This is a genomic window from Streptomyces panaciradicis (assembly GCF_023516615.1).
Classification (GTDB): domain Bacteria; phylum Actinomycetota; class Actinomycetes; order Streptomycetales; family Streptomycetaceae; genus Streptomyces; species Streptomyces panaciradicis.
This window is the reverse complement of the sequence record NZ_JAMGBF010000110.1, coordinates 22359-48591: the sequence shown is the minus strand read 5'-3', so window position 1 is coordinate 48591 and position 26233 is coordinate 22359. Positions and strand designations below refer to the sequence as shown.

General features: G+C 72.1%; 21 protein-coding genes. 6 read left to right on the top strand and 15 right to left on the bottom strand.

The features are described 5' to 3' along the window. Positions 1-293: response regulator (locus tag M8J74_RS31425; RefSeq protein WP_249839690.1), on the bottom strand; the 293-nt coding region annotated here is incomplete at its 3' end. A gap of 97 nt (positions 294-390) precedes the next feature. After that, complete coding sequence (locus M8J74_RS31420; RefSeq protein WP_249839689.1) at positions 391-1497, bottom strand: sensor histidine kinase; 1107 nt, start codon at positions 1495-1497, stop codon at positions 391-393. 166 nt (positions 1498-1663) lie between these two features. Between M8J74_RS31420 and M8J74_RS31415 the strand changes: the two genes are divergently transcribed. Both M8J74_RS31415 and M8J74_RS31410 read left to right on the top strand, forming a co-directional pair. Then, positions 1664-2668 (top strand): carboxymuconolactone decarboxylase family protein, encoded by a 1005-nt coding sequence (locus M8J74_RS31415; RefSeq protein ID WP_249839688.1) that lies wholly within the window; start codon positions 1664-1666, stop codon positions 2666-2668. Between the two features lie 243 nt (positions 2669-2911). Then, entirely contained in the window at positions 2912-3574 is a 663-nt protein-coding gene (locus tag M8J74_RS31410) for a hypothetical protein (RefSeq protein ID WP_249839687.1), read from the top strand. Positions 3575-3602: 28 nt separating this feature from the next. Here M8J74_RS31410 and M8J74_RS31405 read toward each other — a convergent pair whose 3' ends face one another. The 9 genes from M8J74_RS31405 to M8J74_RS31365 all read right to left on the bottom strand — a co-directional run bounded on the left by M8J74_RS31405 (position 3603) and on the right by M8J74_RS31365 (position 14889). Beyond that, positions 3603-5129, bottom strand: a complete 1527-nt coding sequence (locus tag M8J74_RS31405) for an NCS1 family nucleobase:cation symporter-1 (RefSeq protein ID WP_058922197.1) — start codon at positions 5127-5129, stop codon at positions 3603-3605. Positions 5130-5238: 109 nt separating this feature from the next. Next, complete coding sequence (locus tag M8J74_RS31400) at positions 5239-6258, bottom strand: TIGR03842 family LLM class F420-dependent oxidoreductase (RefSeq protein ID WP_249839686.1); 1020 nt, start codon at positions 6256-6258, stop codon at positions 5239-5241. Between the two features lie 11 nt (positions 6259-6269). Then, positions 6270-7673 carry a dihydropyrimidinase gene (gene hydA, locus M8J74_RS31395; protein WP_249839685.1) on the bottom strand — a complete coding sequence of 468 codons (1404 nt, stop codon included), beginning with the start codon at positions 7671-7673 and terminating at the stop codon, positions 6270-6272. A 99-nt stretch (positions 7674-7772) separates the two neighbouring features. Then, complete coding sequence (locus M8J74_RS31390) at positions 7773-8615, bottom strand: nitrilase-related carbon-nitrogen hydrolase (RefSeq protein ID WP_058922200.1); 843 nt, start codon at positions 8613-8615, stop codon at positions 7773-7775. A gap of 226 nt (positions 8616-8841) precedes the next feature. Then, positions 8842-10401 carry a PucR family transcriptional regulator gene (locus M8J74_RS31385; protein ID WP_249839684.1) on the bottom strand — a complete coding sequence of 520 codons (1560 nt, stop codon included), beginning with the start codon at positions 10399-10401 and terminating at the stop codon, positions 8842-8844. A gap of 28 nt (positions 10402-10429) precedes the next feature. Next, the gene (locus M8J74_RS31380; protein WP_249839683.1) at positions 10430-11713 is read right to left on the bottom strand and encodes an aspartate aminotransferase family protein; all 1284 of its coding nucleotides are present in this window, start codon (positions 11711-11713) and stop codon (positions 10430-10432) included. Then, positions 11710-12552 carry a nitrilase-related carbon-nitrogen hydrolase gene (locus M8J74_RS31375; RefSeq protein ID WP_249839682.1) on the bottom strand — a complete coding sequence of 281 codons (843 nt, stop codon included), beginning with the start codon at positions 12550-12552 and terminating at the stop codon, positions 11710-11712. Before M8J74_RS31375 ends, M8J74_RS31380 begins: the two co-directional genes overlap by 4 nt. 204 nt (positions 12553-12756) lie before the next feature. After that, entirely contained in the window at positions 12757-14511 is a 1755-nt protein-coding gene (locus M8J74_RS31370; RefSeq protein WP_249839681.1) for a hypothetical protein, read from the bottom strand. Positions 14512-14637: 126 nt separating this feature from the next. Continuing rightward, entirely contained in the window at positions 14638-14889 is a 252-nt protein-coding gene (locus tag M8J74_RS31365; protein ID WP_249839680.1) for a helix-turn-helix domain-containing protein, read from the bottom strand. Positions 14890-14946: 57 nt separating this feature from the next. On the opposite strand from M8J74_RS31365, the gene map reads away from it, so the two are divergent. Together map and M8J74_RS31355 are read left to right on the top strand one after the other, a co-directional pair. After that, positions 14947-15714, top strand: a complete 768-nt coding sequence (map, locus tag M8J74_RS31360; RefSeq protein WP_249839679.1) for a type I methionyl aminopeptidase — start codon at positions 14947-14949, stop codon at positions 15712-15714. A 625-nt stretch (positions 15715-16339) separates the two neighbouring features. Continuing rightward, positions 16340-18868, top strand: a complete 2529-nt coding sequence (locus M8J74_RS31355) for an ATP-dependent Clp protease ATP-binding subunit (RefSeq protein ID WP_249839678.1) — start codon at positions 16340-16342, stop codon at positions 18866-18868. Positions 18869-18912: 44 nt separating this feature from the next. Here M8J74_RS31355 and ggt read toward each other — a convergent pair whose 3' ends face one another. Then, positions 18913-20715 (bottom strand): gamma-glutamyltransferase, encoded by a 1803-nt coding sequence (gene ggt, locus M8J74_RS31350; RefSeq protein WP_249839677.1) that lies wholly within the window; start codon positions 20713-20715, stop codon positions 18913-18915. Positions 20716-20831: 116 nt separating this feature from the next. Here ggt and M8J74_RS31345 point away from each other — a divergent pair, with 116 nt between their 5' ends. Together M8J74_RS31345 and M8J74_RS31340 are read left to right on the top strand one after the other, a co-directional pair. Then, positions 20832-21593, top strand: coding sequence for a hypothetical protein (locus M8J74_RS31345; protein WP_249839676.1), 762 nt, complete (start codon positions 20832-20834; stop codon positions 21591-21593). A gap of 115 nt (positions 21594-21708) precedes the next feature. Then, positions 21709-23274, top strand: coding sequence for a CocE/NonD family hydrolase (locus tag M8J74_RS31340; RefSeq protein WP_249839675.1), 1566 nt, complete (start codon positions 21709-21711; stop codon positions 23272-23274). A gap of 48 nt (positions 23275-23322) precedes the next feature. Here the strand turns inward: M8J74_RS31340 and M8J74_RS31335 are convergent, their stop codons facing one another. The 3 genes from M8J74_RS31335 to M8J74_RS31320 form a co-directional block, all read right to left on the bottom strand. Next, on the bottom strand, positions 23323-24066 hold the full coding sequence (locus M8J74_RS31335; protein WP_249839674.1) for an amino acid ABC transporter ATP-binding protein: 744 nt from the start codon (positions 24064-24066) through the stop codon (positions 23323-23325). A 102-nt stretch (positions 24067-24168) separates the two neighbouring features. Continuing rightward, complete coding sequence (locus M8J74_RS31330; protein WP_249839673.1) at positions 24169-24576, bottom strand: DUF6278 family protein; 408 nt, start codon at positions 24574-24576, stop codon at positions 24169-24171. Positions 24577-25414: 838 nt separating this feature from the next. After that, positions 25415-26194, bottom strand: coding sequence for an exodeoxyribonuclease III (locus tag M8J74_RS31320; RefSeq protein WP_249839672.1), 780 nt, complete (start codon positions 26192-26194; stop codon positions 25415-25417). Positions 26195-26233: the final 39 nt, after the last annotated feature.

Sequence of the window (26233 nt, the reverse complement as noted above, 5' to 3'; positions counted from 1 at the left end):
GCCCGCAGCGCCTCGAAGACGTACTCGTCGAGGCCGTAGTTGGTGAGGATCACCACGCGTACGGCCGCCAGGGCGGGGTCGGCGGCGATCAGCCGGGTCGCCTCGATGCCCGTCATCACCGGCATCTGGACGTCGATCAGCGCGATGTCGGGCACGTGCGCGCGGACCAGGGCGAGGCCCCGCTCGCCGTCCGCGGCCTCGCCCACCACCTCGATGCCGTCCTCGGCCTCCAGCAGGGCGCGGAAACCGGCACGCATCAGCGCCTGGTCGTCGACGAGAGCGACTCTGATCATCTCAACTCCCCTTTCCGCGCCGGGAATCGCCGGGCGAAGCCGCTCCGGCCGCCCTGCCTCCCCTCCCTCTCCGACCGCGCCCGTAAGCCGGCGCCGCTCATCCCGCCTCCCCCAGTGGCAACCGCGCCCGTACCGCGAAGCCGCCCTCCGGGCGGGGGCCCGTGTCCAGTGTGCCGCCGAGGGCCGTGACGCGTTCGCGCATGCCGGTGAGGCCGACGCCCGGTGTGGGAGGACGGGCCGGGTCGGCGGCGCCGTCGTCCTCGACACGTATCGCCAGGTCGTCGTCCCCGTAGTCGAGCCGGACGCTCACCTTGGCCGGGCCCGCGTGCCGGGCCGCGTTGGTCAGGGCCTCCTGCACGATGCGGTAGACGGCACGGTCGACCGCGGCAGTCAGCGGCCGTTCCTCCCCGGTCACCGCGAGCTCGGCGGTGAGCCCCGCCGCGCAGGCCCGCTCGACCAGCAGCGCGGGGGTGCCTGCGGGCTCGTCGTCGGAGCGCAGGATCTCCAGGGTGGCGCGCAGTTCGCGCATCGCCTCACCGCTCGCGTCCTGGATGGCGAGCAGCGCGGGCGGCACCTCCTCGCCGCGCTTGCGCGCCAGGTGGACGGCGACGCCTGCCTGGAGCTTGACGATCGAGATGCTGTGGGTGAGGGAGTCGTGCAACTCCCGTGCGATGCGCAGGCGTTCCTCGCCCGCGCGGCGCAGCGCGGCCTCCTCCCTGGTCCGCTCGGCCTCCAGCGCGCGCCGCTCGGTCTGGCGCAGGTAGGCCTGCCAGTTGCGGTCGGCCTGTCCCGCGACGACGGCGCACAGGAACCAGCCCGCGAGCAACGCCGTCCGCTCGACCACGTCGTGGGACGTGAGGCCCGTCGCGAGCCACGCGCCCAGGAACGCCCCGCTGGCCACGGCCGCCCAACCCCGGTGTCCGGCACTCGCCGTCGTGGCGACGGCGACGAAGACCGGCAGGGCGGACAGCGGGCCCGGGTGGGCGTGCAGCACGTACCCGGCACCGCAGGCCGCGGCGGTGACCGCCACCGTGCGTGGCGCCACGCGGTGGAACGCCAGGACGGCCGAGGACAGGACGACGAGCGCGTAGTCGACGGCCCCGGTGTCCCGGCCGAAGGCGGCCGTGGTCACGGCGAGAGCACCGACGGCGGCCGCGAGGGCCACGTCGGCCAGCCCCTGGCGTGTGGTGAAGTGCCCGCTCATGCAGGCACAGTAGAGGGCCGCGCAGACCGCGGCGTCACCCCTGTGGACGGCTCCCCGGCTACTCCCACCGCAGTAGTGCCGGGCCCCGGCGGCCTCGTCGTCGTAGCGTCAAGTGCCTCCGCGGGGACGACGACCGGGTCCGCCCCGGCCGCGCATGCTGCTGTGCATGCCCACACCCTTCCGGTACACACAGCCACCGTCGCCCACGTCGGCCTCCGGCCGGGTCGCCGAGGTCCACGCGCAGATCGCCGCGGACTTCGGCATGGACCGGCCCGCCACCTTCATGGTCCTGTCCTCGGCCCCCGAACTCCTCGCCCCGGCATGGTCGTTGATGCGCGAGTCGCTGATCGCCGGCCCCGGCAGCCGCACCGGCAAGGAGCTGGCCGCGCTCGGGGTCTCGCTCTCCAACAACTGCCCGTTCTGCGTGGACGCGCACACCGTCCTGCTGCACGCGACCGGCGACCACGCGCTGGCCGAGCGGCTGGCCCGCGGCGACGATCCCGAGAGCGAGGAGCACACCCGCGTGCTCGACTGGGGGCTCGCGAGCCGCGTCCCGGGGGCCGCGCTGCGGCCGTACCCCTTCCCCGAGGAGCACGCGCCCGCCTACCTGGGGACCATGCTCACCTTCCACTTCATCAACCGCATCGCCTCGGCGCTGCTGTCCGAACAGCTCCTGCCGGGCGGGGTCCAGCGCTTCCGGGCGGTACGCAGTCTGGCGGGCCGCGCGCTGAGCCGCGCCGTCCGCCGCGAGGCCGAGCCCGGGGCGTCCCTGCCCCTGCTCGACACGCTCGGCCCCGGCCCGGACTGGGCCTTCGGCTCCCCCGTGGGCCCCGCCTACGCGGCGCTGCGGGCGGCCGCCCGCACCGGCGCCGAACTCCTCGAACCGGCCGAGCGCACCCTGGTCCACCAGGCCCTGCGGGACTGGGACGGCGAGCACCCGTCGGCCGTCCTGCGCGGCTTCCCCACCCGGCGTGAGCGGCCCGGCGCCCGTCTGGCGCTGCTCGCGGCGCTCGCGCCGTACCGCATCACGGACGAGGACGTGGCCGCCTGGCACATGCCCTGGCACAACGACGGGCAGCTGGTCCGGCTCGTCGCGTACGGCGCCTTCGCGGCGGTGGACCGCATCGAGAGCGCGTTCGCGCTGTCGGCCGCGCAGGAGGCCACGTCATGACGACCACCGACGCCCCCTCTGTTCGCTTCCAGAACCCTTAGGGGTTTTTATCCGAATACGAGGGAATCGTCGCCACTTGTTCGGACGGCGGGCGGTTGGTCACGGCCCCGCGCACCGGGCTCCGTGACCGCCCGAGCACGGAGCGAGTTGACACTTCCGTCTCACAGGGACTCATGTGAGACTGGCGCTCCGTCCGCAGTGCGGACTCCTTCCGCACACCGTCCCCCACCGAGAAGTGTGCCCGTGCGTGAATTTCCTCTGCCGCTCGCTCTGACCGCGCGCCTGTCGCCCGTCGTGGTGCTCGCCGCGATGGGCTGGGCGCTGACGTCCAGCCCGGCGACGCCGGCCGACCAGCACACGAACGAGACGCAGCAGAAGAGCACTTCGGCGCCGTCGGCGCCGTCGACGGCGGCCGCGGCGACCAAGTCGTACGGCGCCGCCCCCGCGCCGTGCGGCAGCGTGGCCACGGCGACGCTCAAGTCGCTCGTCCCGGGCGCCAAGACGGCCGGGAAGGAGATCAGGTCGACGGACGAGAAGCTGCGCCGCACCTGCTCCTGGAACGCCCTCAAGGGCTACGACTACCGCTGGCTCGACGTCTCCTTCGAGGTCCTGGACTCCGACGCGGCCGCGCAGAAGGAGTACAAGGATCGGACCGCTGAGAAGAGCGGCGGAGGTGCCGTGCCGGGGCTCGGGGACGCGGGCTACTCGGTCGTGAACCTCACCACCGAGGACAAGCAGCAGACCCGGGAGGGCGTGGTGATCGCCCAGGTGTCCAACGTCCTGGTGGTCACCACCTACAACGGCAGCGACTTCGAGACGAAGAAGGCGCCCGGCACGGACGAGATCAACAAGGGCGCCATCAAGGCCGCGAAGGACGCCGTGAACGCGCTGAAGGGCAGCCGGTAGTTTTCACCGGCCGCCCTTCCGGCGGGAGTCAGGCCTCCAGGCGCTGTCTGCCGCGCAGCAGCATCAGGGCCAGGTAGACGGCCATCGAGGTGCCCAGGCCCACCGCCCAGCCGTAGTCGGCGAGCGGCTTGAGCGCCGGGACGGGCCGTCCGTCGATCAGCGGCTTGAAGCTCGCGCCGCCGATCGCCAGCACACCGCCCGTCACGAAGGCGACGACGGCCCGCCAGTTCCAGCCGCCCTCGTACCAGTAGCGGCCCCCAGAGCGGTACAGGTCGACCAGGTCCAGCTTCCCGCGGCGCAGGATCCAGTAGTCGGCGATGAGGATGCCGGCGACCGTGCCGAGCAGACCGCCGACCAGGCCGAGCCAGGTGAAGATGTAGCCCTGCGGGTCGGAGTACAGCTTCCACGGGAAGATCAGTACGCCGAGGACGCAGGTGGCGAGCGCCCCGACCCGGAAACTGACCTTCCTGGGCGCGATGTTGGAGAAGTCGAAGGCCGGGGAGACCAGGTTGGCGGCGATGTTCACCGACAGGGTCGCCACCAGCACGGTCACCAGGGCGAACAGCAGGCCGAAGACGTTGTCGGTCTTGGCGGCGAGCTGTACCGGGTCCCACACGGCCTGGCCGTACACCTTCTGCGAGCCGGAGGTGACCAGCACCGACAGCAGCGCGAACAGCGTCATGGTGGTGGGCAGTCCGAGCGCCTGGCCCCAGGTCTGCGCCTTCTGGCTCTTGCCGTAGCGGGTGAAGTCCGGGATGTTCAGCGACAGCGTGGACCAGAAACCGATCATGCCCATCAGGGACGGCCAGAACAGCTTCCAGAAGTCGCCGCCCCAGCCGAGCTTGGAGGGCTGGTCGAGCAACGGGCCGAAGCCGCCCGCCTTGTCGCTCATCCAGACCAGCATCACCAGCGCGCCGACGATGACGAAGGGCGCCGCCCAGTTCTCGAAGCGGCGGATCGTCTCCATGCCGCGGTAGATGATCGCGACCTGGATCGCCCAGAAGATCGCGAACGACAGCCACATCGTCCAGGGGTAGGCGCCGATCTTCCCCGCGTCGGACCAACCGTTGCCGATGAGCTTGCCGGCCAGGAAGTAGATCGCCTCGCCGCCGATCCAGGTCTGGATGCCGAACCAGCCGCAGGCCACCAACGCCCGTACGACGGCTGGCAGGTTGGCGCCGCGCACACCGAAGGAGGCGCGCGCGAACACCGGGAACGGGATGCCGTACTTCGGACCGGCGTGCCCGGTGAGCAGCATCGGGACCAGCACGATCACATTGGCCAGGGCGATGGTGAACACCGCCTGCTTCCAGTCCATGCCGACGGCGATCAGACCGGAGGCGAGGGTCCAGGAGGCCGTGTTGTGGGCCATGCCGACCCACAGGGCGGAGAAGTTGTACGTGGTCCAGGTGCGCTTCTCGATCGGGACCGGGAGCAGGTCCTCGTTCGCGTACGGGCCGCTGGGCAGCGGTGACCCCGGCGCGATCTCCACGCGTCCGTCGGCGAGGGTGACTTGAGCGGTCGGCGGTATGGCCGTGGGAGCGGTGTCGGTCATGGGCAGGCCAATCGATGAGGGGCGGTCCGGAAAGGCCGTGCGGGTCTCCGGGTGTCCCCTCCCCGGGGAGGTGGGGAGGGGAGTTCTGGAGTGGGGGGATGGGGAGAGGTCAGGCGTTGACGGCGGGGATGATCTGCGCGCCGTAGGCGTCGATCACTGCTTCCTGCGCGTCGTGCATGTCGTAGACGGCGAACTGGTCGACGCCCAGCTCGCGCAGGGCGTGCAGCTTCTCGATGTGCTTCTCGGCGGGGCCGATGACGCAGAACCGGTCGACGATCTCGTCCGGCACGAACTGGGTGTCGGGGTTGTCGGCGCGGCCGTGGTGGGAGTAGTCGTACCCCTCGCGGGCCTTGATGTAGTCGGTGAGTTCGTCGGGGACGGCGGCGGAGTGCTCGCCGTACTTCGAGACCAGGTCGGCGACGTGGTTGCCGACCATGCCGCCGAACCAGCGGCACTGCTCGCGGGCGTGGGCGAGTGCCTCGGGCGAGTCGTCCTCGGTGACGTAGGCGGGGGCGGCGACGCAGATCTTGACGTCGGCGGGGTCGCGGCCGGCGGCCTTGGCCGCGTCCTTCACGGCCTTGACCATGTACTCCGTGAGGTAGAGGTCCGCGAGCTGCAGGATGAACCCGTCGGCCTCCTCGCCGGTCATCTTCAGGGCCTTGGGCCCGTACGCGGCCATCCACACCGGGAGTTCGGCACCGGGTCTGATCCACGGGAATCTCACGACCGCGCCGCCGAGGTCGGCCTCCTCGCCCCGGCCGAGGGCGCGGATGACCTTCATGGCCTCGCTGATGCGGGCCAGGGTGTTGGGCTTGCGGCCGGCGACCCGCATCGCGGAGTCGCCGCGGCCGATGCCGCAGACGGTGCGGTTGCCGAACATGTCGTTGAGGGTGGCGAAGGTGGAGGCGGTGACCTCCCAGGTGCGCGTGCCGGGGTTCGTGACCATCGTGCCCACGGTCAGCTTCTGCGTGTTCGCCAGGATCTGACTGTAGATCACGAACGGTTCCTGCCACAGCACGGCCGAGTCGAAGGTCCAGCCGTGCGTGAAGCCGTTGCGCTCGGCACGCTTCATCAGGCTGACGACCTTCGAGGCCGGCGGATCGGTCTGCAGGACGAGTCCGAAGTCCATGGGCGCCACTCCTAGTTGAGGTACTGACAGGTGGAGCGCGGGGTGTAGACGCCGTGTCCGGCGCGTCCGGTGTACTCCCGCTCGGTGATGACGGCTTCGCCGCGCGAGAGGACCGTCTCGACCCGGCCGGTGGTGCGCTTGCCCTCGTACGCCGAGTAGTCGACGTTCATGTGGTGCGTCTCGGCGGACATGACCTGCTCGGCGTGCGGGTCGTAGATGACGATGTCCGCGTCGGCGCCGGGGGCGATGGTGCCCTTCTTCGGGTACATGCCGAACATCCGGGCGGGGGTGGCGCAGGCGATCTCGATCCAGCGGCGGCGGCTGATGTGCCCGTCGACGACGGCCTGGTGGAGCAGGTCCATGCGGTTCTCGACCCCGGGAAGGCCGTTGGGGATCTTCGAGAAGTCGCCGCGGCCCAACTCCTTCTGGCCGACGAAGCAGAACGGGCAGTGGTCGGTGGAGACGACCTGGAGGTCGTTCGTCCGGAGCCCCTGCCACAGCTTGGCCTGGTGCTCCTTGGGGCGAAGGGGCGTGCTGCACACGTACTTGGAGCCCTCGAAGTCGGGCTCGGCAAGGTTGTCGGTGGACAGGAACAGGTACTGCGGGCAGGTCTCGCCGAACACCGGCAGCCCCTCGTCGCGCGCCCGCGCCAGTTCGGCCACCGCCTCCATCGCCGAGACGTGCACGACATACAGCGGCGCCCCCGCGACCTGCGCGAGCCGGATGGCGCGGTGGGTGGCCTCCGCCTCCAGCAGGGCCTTGCGCACCTCGCCGTGGTAGCGGGGGTCGGTCTCGCCGCGGGCCAGCGCCTGCTCGACGAGGACGTCGATGGCGATGCCGTTCTCGGCGTGCATCATGATCAGGCCGCCGTTCTCGGCGGAGCGCTGCATGGCGCGCAGGATCTGGCCGTCGTCCGAGTAGAAGACGCCGGGGTAGGCCATGAACTGCTTGAAGGAGGTGACGCCCTCCTCCACGAGCAGGTCCATCTCCTTGAGCGTCTCCTGGTTGACGTCGGAGACGATCATGTGGAAGCCGTAGTCGATCGCGCAGTTGCCCTCGGCCTTGGCGTGCCAGGCGTCGAGGCCCTCGCGCAGGGAGTGGCCGACGCTCTGGACGGCGAAGTCGACGATCGTCGTCGTACCGCCCCAGGCGGCCGCCCGGGTACCGGTCTCGAAGGTGTCGGAGGCGAAGGTGCCGCCGAACGGCAGCTCCATGTGGGTGTGGACGTCGACACCGCCCGGGATGACGTACTTCCCGGTGGCGTCGATCGTCCGCTCGGCGGCGAACGCCTCGGCGGCGGGAGTGCCGGAGGCGGCCAGGGCGGCGATGCGGCCGTCCTCGATCAGGACGTCGGCGTGGATTTCGTCGGATGCGGTGATGACGAGACCGCCGCGGATGAGGGTGCGGCCGACCATGGGTTCACGCTCCGTTCGGTTGTCGAGAAGTGCGGGTCGTCGGGGGCTGGTCGCGCAGTTCCCCGCGCCCTGCCGGGGCGCGGGTACGACTGTCGGCTGTCAGGGCGCCGTGATCGGGGCGTACGCGTCGGGCCGGCGGTCGCGGAAGAACTGCCAGCGGTCGCGGACCTCGCGCAGCTTGGCCAGGTCCAGGTCGCGGACGACGAGTTCGGTCTCCTTGTCGGAGGCGACCTCGCCGACGAACTGGGCCTCCGGGTCCACGAAGTAGGAGGTGCCGTAGAAGTCGTTGTCGCCCAGGTCCTCCACACCGACCCGGTTGATCGCGCCGACGAAGTACTCGTTGGCGACGGCCGCCGCCGGCTGCTCCAGCTGCCAGAGGTAGCGGGACAGGCCGCGTGAGGTGGCCGAGGGGTTGAAGACGATCTCGGCGCCCTCCAGGCCCAACGCCCGCCAGCCTTCGGGGAAGTGGCGGTCGTAGCAGATGTAGACGCCGATCCGGCCGACGGCCGTGTCGAAGACCGGCCAGCCGGCGTTGCCGGGCCGGAAGTAGAACTTCTCCCAGAAGCCCGGGACTTGGGGGATGTGGTGCTTGCGGTACTTGCCGAGGTAGGAGCCGTCCGCGTCGATCACGGCGGCCGTGTTGTAGAGGACGCCGGGCTGCTCCTCCTCGTACATCGGCAGGATCAGGACCAGGCCCAGCTCCCTGGCGAGGGCCTGGAAGCGCTGGACGATCGGGCCGTCGGGGACCGCCTCCGCGTACTCGTAGAACGCCTTGTCCTGGACCTGGCAGAAGTAGGGTCCGTAGAACAGCTCCTGGAAGCACAGGACCTGAGCACCCTGCGCGGCCGCGTCCCGGGCCGCCTGCTCGTGCACCTGGATCATCGACTCCTTGTCGCCCGTCCACGCGGTCTGGAAGAGGGCGGCGCGGATCACTCTGCTCATCGGGACCTCCGGTCGCTCGGTGTGCTGGGGCGGGCGTCGGATGTGCCGTCGTCCGCCCGGACGCCGCGGGGCAGACGGCACATCCGGCGCCCGCCCCAGAAGGCTAGGGAGTCCGTCAGCGGCCTTTGAGTTGCACGGTGTCACGTCTGCGGGGGTGCCGCGTGGCACGCTGTCACCCTGTCGTGGGCCCATGTTTCACCGCCGTTTTCCCAGGTCGTCGCATGTTTCACCCCTGTTGCGCGTCATGCGCGAGGAGCGCGATGTGCACCGAGGCCGCCTGCTCGAAGTCGTCGAGGTCGACACCGAGCCGGCCCTGTATGGCCTCCAGCCGGCGGTAGAGCGCGGGCCGGGAGACGTGGTGGAGCTGGGCGGTGCGGGACTTGTTGCGGCCGGTGGCGAGGTAGGTGCGCAGCACCGACAGCAGGTCCTCGTCGCCCGCGCACAGCAGCCCGTCCAGCTCCCGCTCGGCGAACGACTGCACGTGCGGATCGTCCCGCAGCAGCCGGATCAGGCCGCGCAGGTGCACGTCCCTGAGGCGGACGACGGCCGGCAGGTCGAGGGCGGCCGAGGAGTCCGCCACGGCGTCGGCGACGTGCTGGGCCTCGCGCAGCCCTGCGGGCACGTCGTCCCAGGCGGTGCGCGGGTCGGCGGCGGCCACGGTCGTCCGCGCGGTCTCCGACCGCAGCCGGGCGGCGAAGTTGGCCACGAGCACGGTGGCGTCCTGGTCCCGCGCCAGGCTCAGCAGCACGGCGGTGGCGCCGTCGGCCAGCTCGGCGACGATCCCCGGCAGCCCCAGCAGGCGCAGCACCCGCTCCAGTCGGGCGGTGTCGCCGTCCCGCACGACCAGCGGCACGAAGGTGCGCCGGTTGACGGGGAGTCCGGCGGCCCGCGCGCGCGGCAGCAGCTGCCGTGCCGGTACGACCCCGCTGACGAGGTCGGTCAGCAGGCTCTGCGCGGACTGCTCCTCCCAGGTGTGGGCGGAGTGGCCGCCGAGCATGCGGTGCAGGACCAGGGCCTCGGCGGCCCGGTCGGCGAGCAGCCGCCCGGTGGCGGTGTCCCCCCGGTGTCCGCACAGCACGATCTGTCCCCAGCGCTCTCCCCGGCCGCCCAGCTCGGCGCGGATCCAGCCGTCGCCCTCGCTGCCGCCGGCCTGCCGGGAGATGCGCTCCCAGTCGCGCAGCACGTCGTCCACGGCCGGCCGCTCCCCCGCCGTGGCGAGGACGCGGTGGGCGAGGTTGGTGACGACGACCGGGCAGGCGCTGTGCTGGGCGATCTCGTCGAGGAGGCGTTGCAGCGGGGCGCCGGCCGTGATGAGTCCGGTCAGGGCGGTCCGTACGGACTCCGACAGGCTGACGGCGGCGAACTTCCGCCGCACCAGCCGGGCCTGGACCTCCTCCGTCAACTCGGCGAAGGGGAAGGGCCGGTGCAGGACGACCATCGGCAGCCCGCACCGCTCGGCGGCCCGGCGCATCACGTCGGGCGGCGCGGGGAAGGCCCGCCCGAGGCCGAGGACCACGGCGGCCGCCTCCGCGCGGTGCAGGGACCGGATGTACTCGGCCTGCTTCTCCTCGTCGCCGGCGAGCAGCACCCCGGTGGTGAGCACCATCTCGCCGCCGCTGAGCATCACGCCCACGTCGGGCGCCTCGGCGACGTGCACCCAGCGCACCGGCCGGTCCAGCTGGCCCGCGCCGGCCACCACCTCGGGCTCCCCGGCGAGCACCCGTTCCAGGGTGAGCACCTGGCGCACCGACAGGGCGGGTTCGAGGGTCCCGAAGGTGGTGGTCATGAGGGTCTTCCCTTGGCTCAGCGCACGGTTACGACAGGCTCCTCAGAGCGGATTCGAGGATCGCGGCGCCTTCCTCGGCCTCCGCGACGGTCAGGGACAGCGGCGGGGCGATGCGCAGGGCGCTGGTGTTGTGGCCGCCGCCCTTGCCGATCAGCAGCCCGCCCGCGCGGGTCGCCTCCAGCACGGCGGCCGCCGCGTCCGGATCGGCCTGGCCGGTGCCGGGCCTGACCAGTTCGACACCGAGCATCAGTCCGCGCCCGCGCACCTCCCGTACGTGCGGGACCTGTGCGGCGACGGCCCGCAGCCGCTCGGCGAGCAGTCCGCCGACGCGCCGGGCGTTGCCCTGCAGGTCGTGCTCCAGGAGGTAGGTGAGGTTGGCCAGGCCCGCCGCCATGGTGATCTGCGTGCCGCCGAACGTCGAGATGCTGTTGGCGTCCAGGCAGTTCATGATCTCGGCGCGGGCGACGACACCGCCGATGGAGCTGCCGTTGCCGATGCCCTTGGCGAAGGTCAGGATGTCCGGCGGACCGTTCTGTCCGTGCGCCTGCCAGCCCCAGAAGTGGTCGCCGGTGCGGCCCCAGCCGGTCTGCACCTCGTCGGCGATCCACAGGATGCCGCGCTCGGCGAGGACCTCGCGGAAGGCCGCGTACAGGCCGTCCGGGCCCGAGGTGAAGCCGCCGACGCCCTGGATCGGTTCGGCGATCAGGGCCGCGGGCGGGCGGGTGTGCCCGAGCAGGTCCTCGAGGTCGTCGACGCAGGCCGCGATGAAGTCGGCGTCGCTCAGGGAGGCGTACGGGCCGCGGGTGCGGACACCGCCGTGGACGTAGAGCGTCTGCAGCGGGGACAGCGAGGTCGGCGACCAGCCGCGGTTGCCGGTGATGCCGACGGCGCTGAAGGAACGGCCGTGGTAGCTGTTGCGCATCGCCAGGATCGTGTTGCTGCGCCGGTAGGTCGTGGCGAGCAGCAGCGCGGTGTCGTTGGCCTCGGTCCCGGAGGTGGTGAAGAAGACACGGGCGTCCGGGATGCCGCTCAACTGGGCGATGCGCTCGGCCAGTTCGACCATGGGGCGGTTGAGGTAGAGGGTCGACGAGTGCAGGATTCGCCCCGCCTGCTCGCTCACCGCCTTCGTCACCTCGGGCAGCGCGTGCGCGGTCATCGTGGTGAGGATGCCGCCGAAGAAGTCGAGGTACTTGTTGCCGTCCGAGTCCCAGACGTGGCGGCCCTCGCCGTGGGTGATCTCGATCGGGTCGCCGTAGTAGAGGGCGAGCCAGTCCGGCAGGACGGAACGATGGCGTGCGTAGAGGTCGCTCACGGCTGCACCAGCCCCTCGTAGGCGTCGGGTCGTCGATCCCGGTAGAACGCCCACTGCCGGCGCACTTCCTCGATCAGGTCGAAGTCCAGGTCGCGGACGAGGAGTTCCTCCTTGGTGTCGCTGGCGACGTCGCCCACGAACTGGCCGCGCGGGTCGACGAAGTAGCTCGTCCCGTAGAAGTCGTTGTCGCCGTACTCCTCCTGGCCGACGCGGTTGATCGCGGCGATGAAGTACTCGTTGGCGACGGCCGCGGCCGGCTGCTCCAGCCGCCACAGGTAGGAGGACAGGCCGCGGTGGGTGGCCGACGGGTTGTACACCAACTGGGCGCCGTTGAGGCCGAGCTGGCGCCAGCCTTCGGGGAAGTGGCGGTCGTAGCAGATGTAGACGCCGACCTTGCCGACCGCCGTGTCGAAGACGGGCCAGCCGATGTTGCCCGGCTTGAAGTAGTACTTCTCCCAGAAGCCCTTGACCTGCGGGATGTGGTGCTTGCGGTACTTGCCGAGGAAGGTGCCGTCGGCGTCGATCACGGCGGCGGTGTTGTAGTAGAACCCGGACTGCTCGACCTCGAAGACGGGGACGACGACCACCATCCCGGTCTCGCGGGCGAGGTCCTGCATACGGCGGACGGTCGGCCCGTCGGGCACCGGCTCGGCCCAGCGGTAGTGCTCGGGCTCCTGGACCTGGCAGAAGTAGGGGGCGTTGAACACTTCCTGGAAGCCGATGACCTTCGCGCCCTGTCGGGCCGCCTCGCGGGCGTGCTCCTCGTGTTTCGCCACCATGGACTCGGTGTCGCCGGTCCAGGTGGCCTGGACCAGAGCGGCACGTACGACGTTGGCCATGAGCTGCTCCTTCGGCGGGGACGTCAGAGCCTCTACGCCCGTAGACACGGCCGTAGAGGGATGAACGTAAGCCTCCGGGAGGGCCTTGCCAAGACCATCGCCGTCAACCCGCAGTGTCGATCATGTTTCGCACTCCTGTGGGTGATCGGAGAGGCCGGTGGGAGAGGGATGTCGGGGGTCGCGCGGAAGGTCGGCGGGCGGGTGTCAGGCGGTGAATCCGGCTACCCGGAGGGCGTGCACCAGATCCCAGTGTCGCTCCTCCGACACACCGTGCGCGGCCTCCAGCAGAAGCGGTACGAGGGTGCCCGGGTCGGCTTCCGCGCTGCGGGCCGCCTCCTCGGGGGTGCGGACGCGGACGTAGGCGTCCAGCAGCGCGCCCACCTCGCGCCGGCGCCCCGCGGCCGCCAGCCCCAGCACGGCCTGCCCGATCTCCGTGGCCGGCCGTACGACGCCCTGCCGCAGGATCTGCTCCGCGTCGGCCGCGCGCCCGGCCGCGACCAGCGCGTCCGCCGCCGCGACCAGCCGGTCGGCGGGCAGTGAGGCGGCCTCCCACAGCAGGGTCGCCCAGTCGAAGCCGAGTCCCGCGTCCTGCAGCTCCGCGGCGAGCAGCGGGAACCGGGCGGCGGGCCAGTGGGCGACCTCGACGAGCAGCGCGTGCGCGTCGCCGCTGCGCCCTTCGGCCCGCAGCCGCACCAGCCTGCCGACGGCCTCCGCCACCTCCCGCGGCCCCGCCGTGTCCAGCGGCTCCGTCTCGGGCTCCGGCTGCCGCTCGGGGGCCTCGGCGGCCCCGGCGAACCGCGCTCCGCGCGGGGTACGGCCCCCGGTGGCGGCGGGGTCGGCGACGGCGGGTATGCCGGCCGGCGGGGCGACGACGGGCGCGACCTCCTCCCCCATCCCGGCGAACCGAGCACTCCCACGACGGCGCTTGCGCTGCTTGGGAGCGGGGACGTCCGGGGCGTCGGAATCAGGGGTGGGGGGCTGGGGGGAGGAGGGCTGGGCGGAGGGGGCTTCGAGGACGGAGGGTTCGGGGGCGGAGGGTTCGGGGGCGGAGGTTTCGAAGGAGGTGGAGCCGGTGCGGGCGGGCCCCGGGCTTCCGGGTCGCGCAGCGTGCGGGTCGCGCTGTTCGCGCGGGTCGGGCGCCGGGGCCGCGGCCCGGAGGCCGGCATCGGGGGCGTGCGGGCCGTGTGAGGCCGGGGCGGCGGCGCGAGGGACCGAGTCCGGGCGAGCGGTCCGGGTGAGGTGCGGGCCGCTCTGCGGGCCGTGCCCGGTACCCGCTCCCCCGGAGCCGTACGACCCACGTTCTCGCGGGGAGGCGGCGGGCCGGTCGCCCCCTCCGTCCGTCCAGGCTTCGCCGGAGGGTGCGGCGTCGCGACGGGAAGGGCCGTCGATGCGGTACGGCGCGCTGGGCGCGAGGGGTCCGCGGCGGACGGCCGACGCCCGCTCCCCCGTCGCGCGCCGGTCCGACTCGGCCATGCGGGCGCGGAGTTCGGCGCACCGGGCGGTGGCGCGGACGTGGTCGTCGCGGGCCCAGGCAAGGTCGAGGCGGAGGGCGTCGGCCTCCTGACGGGTGGCGGCGGAGGTGAGCAGACGGCTCAGCTGCGCCTGCCGTTCGGCGGCGTAGCGCTGTTCGCGGAGCATCACGTCGAGCCGGTCACTCAAGGCGTCCCGGCCGCCGGGGCGGGCGTCGTACGCGGTGAGCGCGGCGGCGTGCAGCGCGCGGGCCCGCTCCTGTTCCGGGGCGGCGGCGCCGGGGCCGAGCGCCGCCGCGAGGTCGTGCAGCAGCGCCTCCACCACGTCCCACGGCGGCACCTCGCGCCCGTCGAGACAGGCGTGCATCCCGTCGGGATCGCGCTGCCAGAACACCGCGCACCAGCCGCCACGCTGGTCCAGACGCGCCAGCAGGCCGTTCAGGTAGTTCGCGAACTCCCGCACCCGTCCCGGGAGTTGATCCACAGCCATCGCCCAACTCCCGCCAGACCGGAGCACTCCGGTTCCGTAGGCAACACCAGTTGTGTTACGGCGGTGCTACGGACAGTTTGCAGGCGGCGCGCGGAGAACTCATTACGGGATCTTGACCGATGAGCGTCACACGGGCAGCAGGGCGCACTGGGTGACGAGGTCGTCCATCGACAGGCCGAGGGTCCGGGCGAGCGCGGCGACGGTGAAGAACGCCGGTGTCGGCGCCCGCCCCGTCTCGATCTTGCGGAGGGTCTCCGCGGAGATCCCCGCCGCCGCGGCGACGTCCGTCATGCTGCGGCCGCCGCGGGCGTCGCGGAGCAGGCGCCCGAGACGCTCGCCGCGTTCGCGCTCTTCGGGGGTGAGAGGGGTGCGCACCATGCCGTCATTCTAATCCCGCATTTCTAGCCGGTCGAGTAAGCCGGTATAGTAATTGGCATGGTGGAGCTCAAGACAGACACATCGATCGACGCGATGCACGCGGCGGGCCAGGTGCTCGGCCGGACCCTGACGGCCGTACGGCAGGCCGCGGACGTGGGCGTCTCACTGCTGGAACTGGACGAGGTGGCCCGCGGGGTGCTGCGGGAGGCCGGCGCCTCCTCCCCCTTCCTCGGCTACCGTCCCTCCTTCGCCCCGGTCCCCTTCCCGGCGGTCATCTGCGCCTCGGTGAACGACGCGATCGTGCACGGCATCCCGACCGGCTACCGGCTGCGCGACGGCGATCTCGTCTCCATCGACTGCGGGGCCGAACTGGACGGCTGGGCCAGCGACTCGGCGATCAGTTTCGTCGTGGGCGAGCCGCGCCCGGCCGACGTACGACTGATCGAGACGGCGGAGCGGGCGCTGGCGGCCGGCATCGAGGCGGCGGTGGTCGGCAACCGCACCGGCGACATCGCGCACGCGATCGGCACGGTGTGCCGGGACGCCGGATACGGCGTCCCGCAGGGGTTCGGGGGACACGGCATCGGCCGCCGGATGCACGAGGACCCCTCGGTGCCCAACGAGGGCCGCCCGGGCCGCGGCTTCCCGCTGCGCCACGGCATGGCCCTCGCCATCGAGCCGATGCTCATCGCGAGCGGCCGGGACGGCTACCACGAGGCCCCGGACGGCTGGACCCTGCGCACGAACGACGGCTCCCGCGCGGCCCACGTGGAGCACACGGTGGCGATCACCGACGACGGACCGCGGATCCTGAGCGCGCGGTGAGTCACCCGGGGGCCGGGCCCGTGCCGACCGGCGACGCCCTCGACTGACCGCCCGGCCCTGTGCCGCCCCGCGCCCCCGACCGACCGCCCGGCCCTGCGCCGACCCGACGCCCTCGACTGGCCGCCCGCGCCGATGCCGCAGCGGCCCTCCCGGCAGACCGTGCCGGTCGCGTGCGACGTCGCCCCGCCCGACGAACCGCCGAGGGGCTGCCGGGCCGGTGTGGGTCCAGGGCCGGTGCGGGTCCAGGGCCGGTGCGGGTCCGCCGCGGCACCACCACCGCACACCTGCCCGGCACCACCGCCGCACGTCCGCCCGACCCAGCCGGCGCACCGCCGGACCGCCTCGGAACCCTTGCCGGGCCCGTGCGGAACCCGCCGGGCCCCGCCGATGCACCGCGGGCCACCGCGGACCCGCCACCTTGCCCCCGACCGTGCGCCGGCCGCCCCCCTCTCCCCCCCCCAGACGCACCCCCGAACGCACCCCCGGACCCGCTGGACGTGCCCCCTCCCGGGGGCCGTGCCAAGGTGGTGTAACCGGGCCCTGCAGGGGCACCCGCGTGGACCGGCACGTCGATCAGCGAGCGCGTCCCGCCAGGCGCCGGGACGCCGGAACGGAACGAACGCTCATGACCAGCGGCTTCCCCGGTCCCGGCGACTTCGGATCGGACCCCTTCCAGGAATTCTTCGCCCGCTTCTTCGGCGGCCCCCGCCAAGGCCCGCGGCAGATCGACATCGGCCGTCTGCTCAGTCAGCCGGCCCGGGAGCTGGTCCGCGGTGCCGCCCAGTACGCGGCCGAGCACGGCAGCCGGGACCTGGACACCCAGCATCTGCTGCGGGCCGCGCTGTCCGCCGAGCCGACCCGGAGTCTGCTCAGCCGGGCCGGCGCGGACCCCGACTCGCTGGCGTCGGAGATCGACGAGCGCTCCGGTCCCGTCCAGCACACCCCCGAGGAGGCGCCGGCGCCCACCTCGCTGTCGCTGACCCCGGCCGTCAAGCGCGCCCTGCTCGACGCGCACGACCTGGCGCGGGCGAGCGGCGCCGGCTACATCGGCCCCGAGCACGTCCTCAGCGCGCTCGCGGCCAACCCCGACTCGGCCGCCGGGCACATCCTCAACTCGGCCCGCTTCGCCCCGTCCGGTCTGCCGCCCGAGCAGCCGGAGACGGCCCAGCCCCGGACGGAGCGGCCGCGTGCCACCGGTACGCCCACCCTCGACAAGTACGGCCGCGACCTGACCGACCTGGCGCGGCAGGGCCGTATCGACCCGGTGATCGGCCGGGACGACGAGATCGAGCAGACCATCGAGGTGCTCTCCCGGCGCGGCAAGAACAACCCGGTGCTCATCGGGGACGCGGGCGTCGGCAAGACGGCCATCGTGGAGGGGCTGGCCCAGCGGATCGTGGACGGCGACGTCCCCGACGTGCTGATCGGGCGGCGGGTGGTCGCGCTGGACCTGACCGGTGTCGTCGCAGGAACGCGCTACCGGGGCGACTTCGAGGAGCGGCTTACCAACATCGTCGGCGAGATCCGCGCCCACTCCGACCAACTGATCGTGTTCATCGACGAGTTGCACACCGTCGTCGGTGCGGGCGGTGGCGGCGAGAGCGGTTCGATGGACGCGGGCAACATCCTCAAGCCGGCCCTGGCGAGGGGTGAGCTGCACATCGTCGGCGCGACCACGCTGGAGGAGTTCCGGCGCATCGAGAAGGACGCGGCCCTGGCCCGCCGGTTCCAGCCCATCCTGGTGCCCGAACCCTCCGTCCCGGACGCCCTGGAGATCCTGCGCGGTCTGCGCGACCGCTACGAGGCCCACCACCAGGTCCGCTACACCGACGAGGCGCTGGTCGCCGCCGTCGAGCTGTCCGACCGCTACCTGACCGACCGCCGCCTGCCCGACAAGGCCATCGACCTGATCGACCAGGCGGGCGCCCGGGTACGGCTGCGCGCCCGCACGAAGGGCACGGACGTACGGACCCTGGAGCGCGAGATCGAGCAGCTGACCTGCGACAAGGACCAGGCGGTCGCCGACGAGAGCTACGAGCGGGCGACCCAGTTGCGGGACCGTATCGCGGAGTTGAAGCAGCGGATCACCGACACCTCGGGCGGCGACCAGGCCGACGAGGGCCAGCTGGAGGTGACCGCCGAGGCGATCGCGGAGGTGGTGTCCCGGCAGACGGGCATCCCGGTCGCCAGCCTCACCCAGGAGGAGAAGGAGAAGCTGCTCGGACTGGAGGCGCACCTGCACGAGCGGGTCGTCGGCCAGGACGAGGCGGTCGCGGTGGTCGCCGAGGCGGTCATGCGCTCGCGTGCCGGGCTGGCCAGTCCCGACCGGCCGATCGGCAGCTTCCTCTTCCTCGGCCCGACCGGCGTGGGCAAGACGGAACTGGCCCGCGCCCTCGCCGAGGCCCTGTTCGGCAGCGAGGAGCGCATGGTCCGCCTCGACATGAGCGAGTACCAGGAGCGCCACACCGTCAGCCGCCTGGTCGGCGCCCCGCCCGGGTACGTCGGCCACGAGGAGGCCGGCCAGCTCACCGAGGTGGTCCGCCGGCACCCGTACTCGCTGCTGCTGCTGGACGAGGTGGAGAAGGCGCATCCGGACGTCTTCAACATCCTGCTGCAGGTGCTCGACGACGGCCGCCTGACCGACTCCCAGGGCCGCACGGTCGACTTCACCAACACGGTCATCGTGATGACCAGCAACCTCGGCTCCGAGGCGATCTCGCGCCGCGGCGCGGGCATCGGCTTCGGCCCGGGCGGCGCGGACGCCGACGAGGAGGCGCGGCGCGAGCAGATCCTGCGTCCGCTGCGCGAGCACTTCCGCCCCGAGTTCCTCAACCGGATCGACGAGATCGTCGTCTTCCGACAGCTGACGAGTGATCAGCTGCGGCGCATCACCGAGCTGTTGCTGGAGCGGACGCGCCGTCTGATGCAGGCCCAGGACATCACGGTCGACTTCACGGACGCGGCGGTGGACTGGCTGGCGGAGCGCGGCTACCAGCCGGAGTACGGCGCCCGACCGCTGCGCCGCACGATCCAGCGCGAGGTGGACAACCGCCTGTCCCTGCTGCTGCTCGACGGCACGGTCAAGAAGGGCGGCCGGGTGACGGTGGACGTGTCCGGCGGCGCGCTGGACTTCCGCTCCGGGCAGGAGGCCTGAGGGCGCGGGGCCGGGCGACCGGTCCCCGCGCCCCCCGTAGAGAGCTACCGGACCGGGTCCACCACCTGGGCCGATCCCCCGCCCCGTCGTACGGTCTCGGCGGCGGCCAGCCACTTGCCGCCGGGCAGCCGCTGCACGCCGGTGGCGGCCCCGATCTCGGGGTTGAGCGAGAACGAGTGCCCGATGGCCTCCAGCCTGGTCCTCAAGTCGCTGTTGTACAGGCCGGGTTCGAGTTCCGTCTTGGCGGCATTGCGCTGGCTGGCGCGCGGCGCGGCGATCGCGTCGACCAGCGGCAGGTGACGGTCGAGGAACTCGGTCAGCACCTGCAGCACGGTGGTGATGATGGTCGCCCCGCCCGGTGAACCCACCGCCACCACGGGTGTGTTGTGCCGGTCGAGGACGATCGTCGGGGAGATCGACGACCGCGGGCGCTTGCCGGGACCGGGCAGGTTCGGGTCGTGCACGGCGGGGTTGGCCGGGGCGAAGGAGAAGTCCGTCAGCTCGTTGTTGAGCAGGAACCCCCGTCCGGGCACGGTGATCCCGCTGCCGCCGGTCTGCTCGATGGTCAGCGTGTAGGACACGACGTCGCCCCACTTGTCGGCCACCGTCAGGTGCGTGGTGTTCTCGCCCTCGTACGTCGTCGGGGCCGCCGTGCCGCCCGCGCCGCAGGCGGCGGGGTGCCGGGGGTCGCCGGGCGCCACGGGACTGGTCAGCACCGCGTCGTCCTTGATGAGGCACGCCCGCGAGTCGGCGTACTTCTGCGACAGCAGCTCCTTCGTCGGTACGTCCTCGAAGGCGGGGTCGCCGACCCAGCGCCCGCGGTCGGCGAACGCGATCCGGCTGGCCTCGATGTAGTGGTGCAGGTACTGGACCTCACCGGCCTTCGAAAGGTCGGTGTTCTCCAGGATGTTGAGGGCCTCGCCGACCGTGGTGCCGCCCGAGGACGAGGGCGCGATCGAGTACACCTTCAGGCCGCGGTACGCCGTCTCGGTGGGCGCCTGGAGCTTGGCGCCGTAGGCCGCGAGGTCCTTCTCGGTGAGCTTGCCCGGGCGCGCGTTCCAGCCCGAGGCCGGGTCGACCGGGGGCTTCTCGACCGTGTTCACGATGTCCTGCCCGAGGCCGCCGTGGTAGATCGCGCCGACACCCTTCCTGCCCAGCTCCCGATAGGTCCGGGCGAGTTCGGGGTTCTTGAAGGTGGAGCCGACCACCGGCAGCTGCCCGCCCGGCAGGAACAGCTTCGCCGTGTCCGGGAAGTACCGGAAGCGGGTCTCGTTGGCGGCGGTCTGGGAGCGGAAGGTGTCGTCGACGACGAAGCCGTCGCGGGCGATCCGCTCGGCGGGCTTGAGCACCGTGCCGAGTCTTCTGCTGCCCCACTTGTCCAGCGCCGTCTGCCAGGTGGCGGGCGTGCCCGGCGTGCCGACGCTCAGGCCGCTGCTGACGGCGTCGGCGAAGGCGAGCGGCTTGCCGTTCTCGAGGAAGAGGTCGGAGCCGGCGGTCAGCGGGGCGGTCTCGCGGCCGTCGATGGTGTGCACGGTGCGGGACTTGGCGTCGTAGTAGACGAAGTAGCCGCCGCCTCCGATGCCGGAGGAGTAGGGCTCGGTGACGCCGAGCGCGGCGGCGGTGGCGACGGCCGCGTCGACGGCGTTGCCGCCCTTGCGCAGGACCTCGATGCCGGCCGCGGAGGCGTCCGCGTCGACGCTCGCGACCGCTCCCCCGTAGCCGACGGCGACCGGGACTTTCGCGGGAGTGCCCCTCGTCGCGTCCGTGGGCGGCGCCGCCGCCCCCACCGACACCACGGCGGCCGAGATCGCCAGGACCGACAGTTTTCTCGCGACAGGGCGACGCATCCGTACCTCCAGTGAAGGGCCGTCCGGGCAGCCTATGCCATCCTCATGGCCACGTCAGGAAGGCGTGGCCCGGCCCTCGAACACGGGTTTGCGCGGGCCCGCTAGCATGCGCGCCCATGAATGACGACGTGCGCAATATCGTCCTGGGAGTGGTCGCGGCGGGTATCAGCGCCGCGCTCGGCTGGCTCGCCCGCACCTACCTGTGGAAGCGCAGACTCCGCCGCAAGCAGGCGTTCTTCGGGCTGCCGGACAACTCCGAGACGCTGCTGGTGGTGAACCGGGACGCGGGCAGCCCGGATCTGGCGGTGCACCGGTACGACGTGTTCGCCCTGCTGGAGCTGTCCGCGCTCATCAAGGACTGCGGGGCGAACGCGCAGGTCGTCACCCAGGACGCGGCACAGCAGGGCTTCGGCGAGCGGACCGAGTTCTGTGTGGGCGGGCCGGGGTCGAACCGGCGGATGCTCGCGCACATGTCGGCCATGCTGCCGGGTGTGCGCGTCAACATCGATCCCGAACCGGGCCCGGACCGGGGCGCGTTCCAGATCGGGAGCGAGCGCTACCGGCTGGATTCCGGCATCACCGAGTACGTTCTGCTGGCCCGGATCACCACGGGGCAGTCACGTCCGGTGTTCCTCTTCTGCGGCCAGCGGGCGATCACCAACCAGGCGGCGACGCGCTATCTCGCCCGCCATCACGAGCAGTTGGCGCGCAAGTACGGCAACAAGTCCTTCGTGCTCCTGCTCAAGGTCGTCAACTCCCAGGCGTACGGCCCCGATGTGGTGGAGCTGGTCGCCGATGTGACGCGCTCGGCACAGGCCCCCCTGCCGGCCGCGCCGGCGGCGACGCCGGCTCCACGCACCTCCCACCGCTCGTCCTGAACTGATTCACACGCCAACAATCGTTACTGGCACGTAACTTACCGACGGGTTACTTCGGGTAGTGAGCGACGGTTACCGTCTGGTCACTTTGCTCTGACCAAGTGAGGAGTGACCCGTGGGACACCATCGCAGGGCCCTGCGCACGACCGCCGTGGGCGCCGTCTCGGCGTCGTTGATCGCCGGTGGCGTCCTCGGGTTCGCCCCGGCCGCCCAGGCGACGAGCGCCGTCCGCTTCGTCGACATCACCGGTGACGGCGGTACGGTCCTGAAGGCGAACGTCACGCTGCCGGCGGGCGCCGACGGCACGCGCCGCTACCCGCTGATCGTGCTCCCCACGAGCTGGGGCTTCCCCCAGGTCGAGTACCTCGTCCAGGCGCAGAGACTCGCCGACTCCGGTTATGTGGTGGTCGGTTACAACGTGCGCGGCTTCTGGCAGTCCGGCGGACAGGTGGAGGTGGCCGGCCCGCAGGACACGGCCGACGCCTCCAAGGTCATCGACTGGGCGCTCGCCAACACCCCGGCCGACGCGGCCCACATCGGCATGGGCGGGGTCTCCTACGGCGCCGGGATCAGCCTGCTCGCCGCCGCGCACGACAAGCGGATCAAGGCGGTCGCCTCACTGAGCGGCTGGGCGGACCTGATCGGCTCGATCTACTCCGGCCGCACCCAGCACGTCGAGGCAGCCGCCCTGCTGGACGGCGTGAGCGTGGTCACCGGCCGCCAGGACCCCGAGGTCCGGCAGGTCTTCGACGACTTCTACGCCTCCAACCTCGCCAAGGAACAGGACCTGATCGACTGGGGGAAGAAACGTTCAGCCGCTACCTACGTGGACCAGCTGAACAAGAACGGCGCCGCCGTCCTGATGGCCAACGCCTGGGGCGACACCGTCTTCCCGGCCAACCAGTACGCCGACTTCTACGAGAAGCTGACCGTCCCCAAGCGCCTGGAGTTCCGCCCCGGCGACCACGCGACCGCCGAGCTGACCGGGCTGTTCGGCCTGCCCAACGACGTCTGGACGGACACCGAGCGCTGGTTCGACCACTACCTCAAGGGCACGGACAACGGCATCGACCGCGAGGCGCCGGTCCAGCTCAAGCCCCGCTCCGCAGGCGGCTACGAGGGGTACCCGGACTGGAAGTCGGTGGGCGCGGACCGGCAGAAGATCGCGCTCGGCGGCACCACGACGATCCACACCAACGTCGACTCCGGGGCGGACGGCGGGATCGTCTTCCTGTCCAGCATCCTCGACCAGGTGGCCCAGGTGCCGCCCATGGCCGCCATCCCGCTGCTCCCCCGCCGCTGGGCGGCCGTGTGGCAGTCGGAGAAGTACGCCACGGCCCGCCGGGTGCGCGGCACCGCGAAGCTGCACACCACGCTCACCCCGACCGAGGAGAGCGGCACCCTCGTCGCCTACCTCTACGACGTGGGGCCGCTCGGCCTCGGCAAGCTGGTCAGCAACGCGCCGTACACCTTCCACGACCGCACGCCCGGCGAGCCGTTCGGCGTGGACCTGGAGCTGTTCTCCACGGCCTACGACGTCCCGGCGGGGCACCGGCTGGCCCTGGTCGTCGACACGGTCGACCCGCTCTACATCGAGCACAACCCGTCCGGCGCGCGGCTGACCTTCTCCTCGCCGGCGGACGACCCGTCGTACGTGTCGATTCCGGTGCGCGAGCAGTGATCTCCGGCCGCTGCCGGGCGGGTTCGGCTCCGTCGGTGGCCGCGTGGCTCAGTGCTGGAGGATCTTCGACAGGAAGTCCTGGGCGCGCCGGCTGCGCGGGGCGGTGAAGAACTCCTCCGGTGCGCGGTCCTCGACGATGCGGCCGTCGGACATGAACACGACGCGGTTGGCGGCGGAGCGGGCGAAGCCCATCTCGTGGGTGACGACGATCATCGTCATGCCGTCCTGGGCCAGCTGCCGCATGACCTCCAGGACCTCGTTGATCATCTCCGGGTCGAGCGCGGAGGTCGGCTCGTCGAACAGGAGCGCCTTGGGCTCCATGGCCAGGGCGCGGGCGATGGCCACGCGCTGCTGCTGGCCGCCGGAGAGCTGGGCCGGGTACTTGGGCGCCTGGTCGGCGAGCCCGACGCGGTCGAGAAGCCGTCGCGAGCGCTCGTCGGCCTCGCTCTTGCGGCGTCCGCGGACCTTGATCTGGCCGAGCGAGACGTTCTCCAGGACGGTCTTGTGGGCGAAGAGGTTGAAGGACTGGAACACCATGCCCACGTCGGCGCGGAGCCGCGCGAGCGCCCTGCCCTCCTCGGGCAGCGGCTTTCCGTCGAGCAGGATCGTGCCGGACCGGATGGTCTCCAGCCGGTTGATGGTCCGGCACAGCGTCGACTTCCCCGACCCGGACGGGCCGATGACCACGACCACCTCCCCCTTGCCGACGGTGAGGTCGATGTCCTGCAGGACATGCAACTCTCCGTAGTACTTGTTGACGTCACGCAGTTCGATCAACGGATCGACGGCCATACGCAGCCCTACTCACTCTCAGCTGTGTCGTGGTTGCCGCAAACTATCCAGGCCCGGGCCCCAGTTGATGCACGACACGCACTTTTCGGGCATTAGCCGTATTTACGACTCCGCGACCTCGGCGTACAGCTGCGAGAGCTCGGGGGCGCCGCTGGCCGCCCATTCCTGGCCGGATTCCACCACGTCGAACTCCCGGCCGGACTCGAGCAGGACGACGGGCTGGCCGTCGGAGCGGATCTCCCAGGCGGCGCCGGGCACCGTGCGCACGATGACCGTGCCCAGGTACAGCCCCGCGTCGTTGCCGAGCCAGGGCAGCACCTCCTCGTCGTCCCGCCAGCGCGGAACGACCTGGTCGAGGGCCTCCAACGACGCGGCGGAGTCGTCGAGTTGGACGCCCTCACGGGACGCCAGCGACCGGAGCAGCTCACACTCGGCGAGGAGTTCGGCGATGCCTTCGGGATCGAGGGCGCCGTACTCCTGGTGCGGGTGGCCCAGAAAAGGGATCTTCATACGTCCAGCGTGTCATTCGCACCGGCGTGCGCACCACAGGCGCGCGGATGGTCACTTCGGGGTGATTTCGCGCCGGGTCCGTGCACGCCGCGTTGACGGACCCCTCCCGCCTCCCTGGCTTCACCCTGCGTCTTTCGTCCCACCGGCGAGCGGGAGGAGTCGGAGCGTGAGCCGACGGGTCCGGGGGCTTCGCGACCGCCCTCGTCCTCCTCGCCGCCCTGGTGCCGGCAGCCTCGGCCGAAGCCGAAGCCGAAGCCGAAGCCGAAGCCGTCACCCGCCGCCCGGCGGAACCGCTGCCGCTGGAGCCGCTCTTCGGCAACAGGACCGTCAGCGACGACTCCCGGCCGGCCGCCGCGGACCCCGACGGCTCCGGCGCCTCCCTGTCGGCGGGCGATCTGGCGGCGGGCTGGACTCCGGGCCGCGCGCCGACGGTGCGGGGTGCCCGGCTGACCTGGCCGGACCGGCGGCCGGGCGAGCCGGACAACGTCCGCGCCGACGGGCAGTCCGTGCGGGTGTGCGGCGGCGACGACGCGCTCGCCTTCCTGGTCACGGGCACCGGCGGGGGCGAGCCGGGCGGCCCGGGCTCGGTGTCGTACACGAACGGCACCCGCTCCTCGTACACGCTGACGGCTCCGACGTCGGCGCGGCAGGTGATGGCCGGGCTGCGAGGGCGAGGCCCGCTGCGGACGCCGAGCGGGTCGCGGTCAACGCCTTCGCCCGGGGGACGGACGCGTTCGACGGCGTCCTCGACTTCGACGCCGTCGTGCGCGACCCCGCCCGGGCGACGCGGGGCCGGCGGCCCTCGCGCGGTCGGTGGACCTCAGGCTGCTGTGAGGTCTCAGACGTCCAGGTCCACGACCACCGGCGCGTGGTCCGAGGCGCCCTTGCCCTTGCGCTCCTCCCGGTCGACGTAGGCGTCCTTGACCGCCTTCGCGAACGGCTCGTTGCCGTACACCAGGTCGATGCGCATGCCGCGGTTCTTGGGGAAGCAGAGCTGGCGGTAGTCCCAGTACGTGAAGGGGTGCTCGTACTTCAGGGGGCGCGGGACCACGTCCGACAGGCCCGCCTCGCGCAGGGAGGCGAGGGCGGCGCGCTCGGCCGCGGTGACGTGGGTGGAGCCCTCGAAGGCGGCCCGGTCGTAGACGTCGTCGTCCGTCGGCGCGACGTTGTAGTCGCCGAGGACGGCGAAGGGGCGGCTGCCGGCCGCGTCACCGGCGACCGCGGCCTTCAGGGCCTCGAACCACTGGAGCTTGTAGGCGTAGTGCGGGTGGTCCACCTCGCGGCCGTTGGGCACGTACACCGACCAGACACGGACCGTGCCGCAGGTCGCCGAGATCGCGCGGGGCTCGGTGGCGCCGTCGTAACCGGGGTCGCCGGGCAGGCCCTTGACCACATCCTCCAGGCCGACGCGGGAGAGCACCGCCACGCCGTTCCACCTGCCGGTCGCGTGCACCGCCGCCTCGTAGCCCAGCTCGCGCAGCTGGTCGAACGGGAACTGCTCCTCGGCCAGCTTGGCCTCCTGCAGGCAGAGCACGTCGGTGCCGCTGCTCTCCAGCCAGGCCAGGAGCCTCGGCAGGCGGGCGGTGATCGAGTTCACGTTCCAGGTCGCGATGCGCATGTCCCACAACCTACCCGGCGGGACTGACAACGCCTCCCG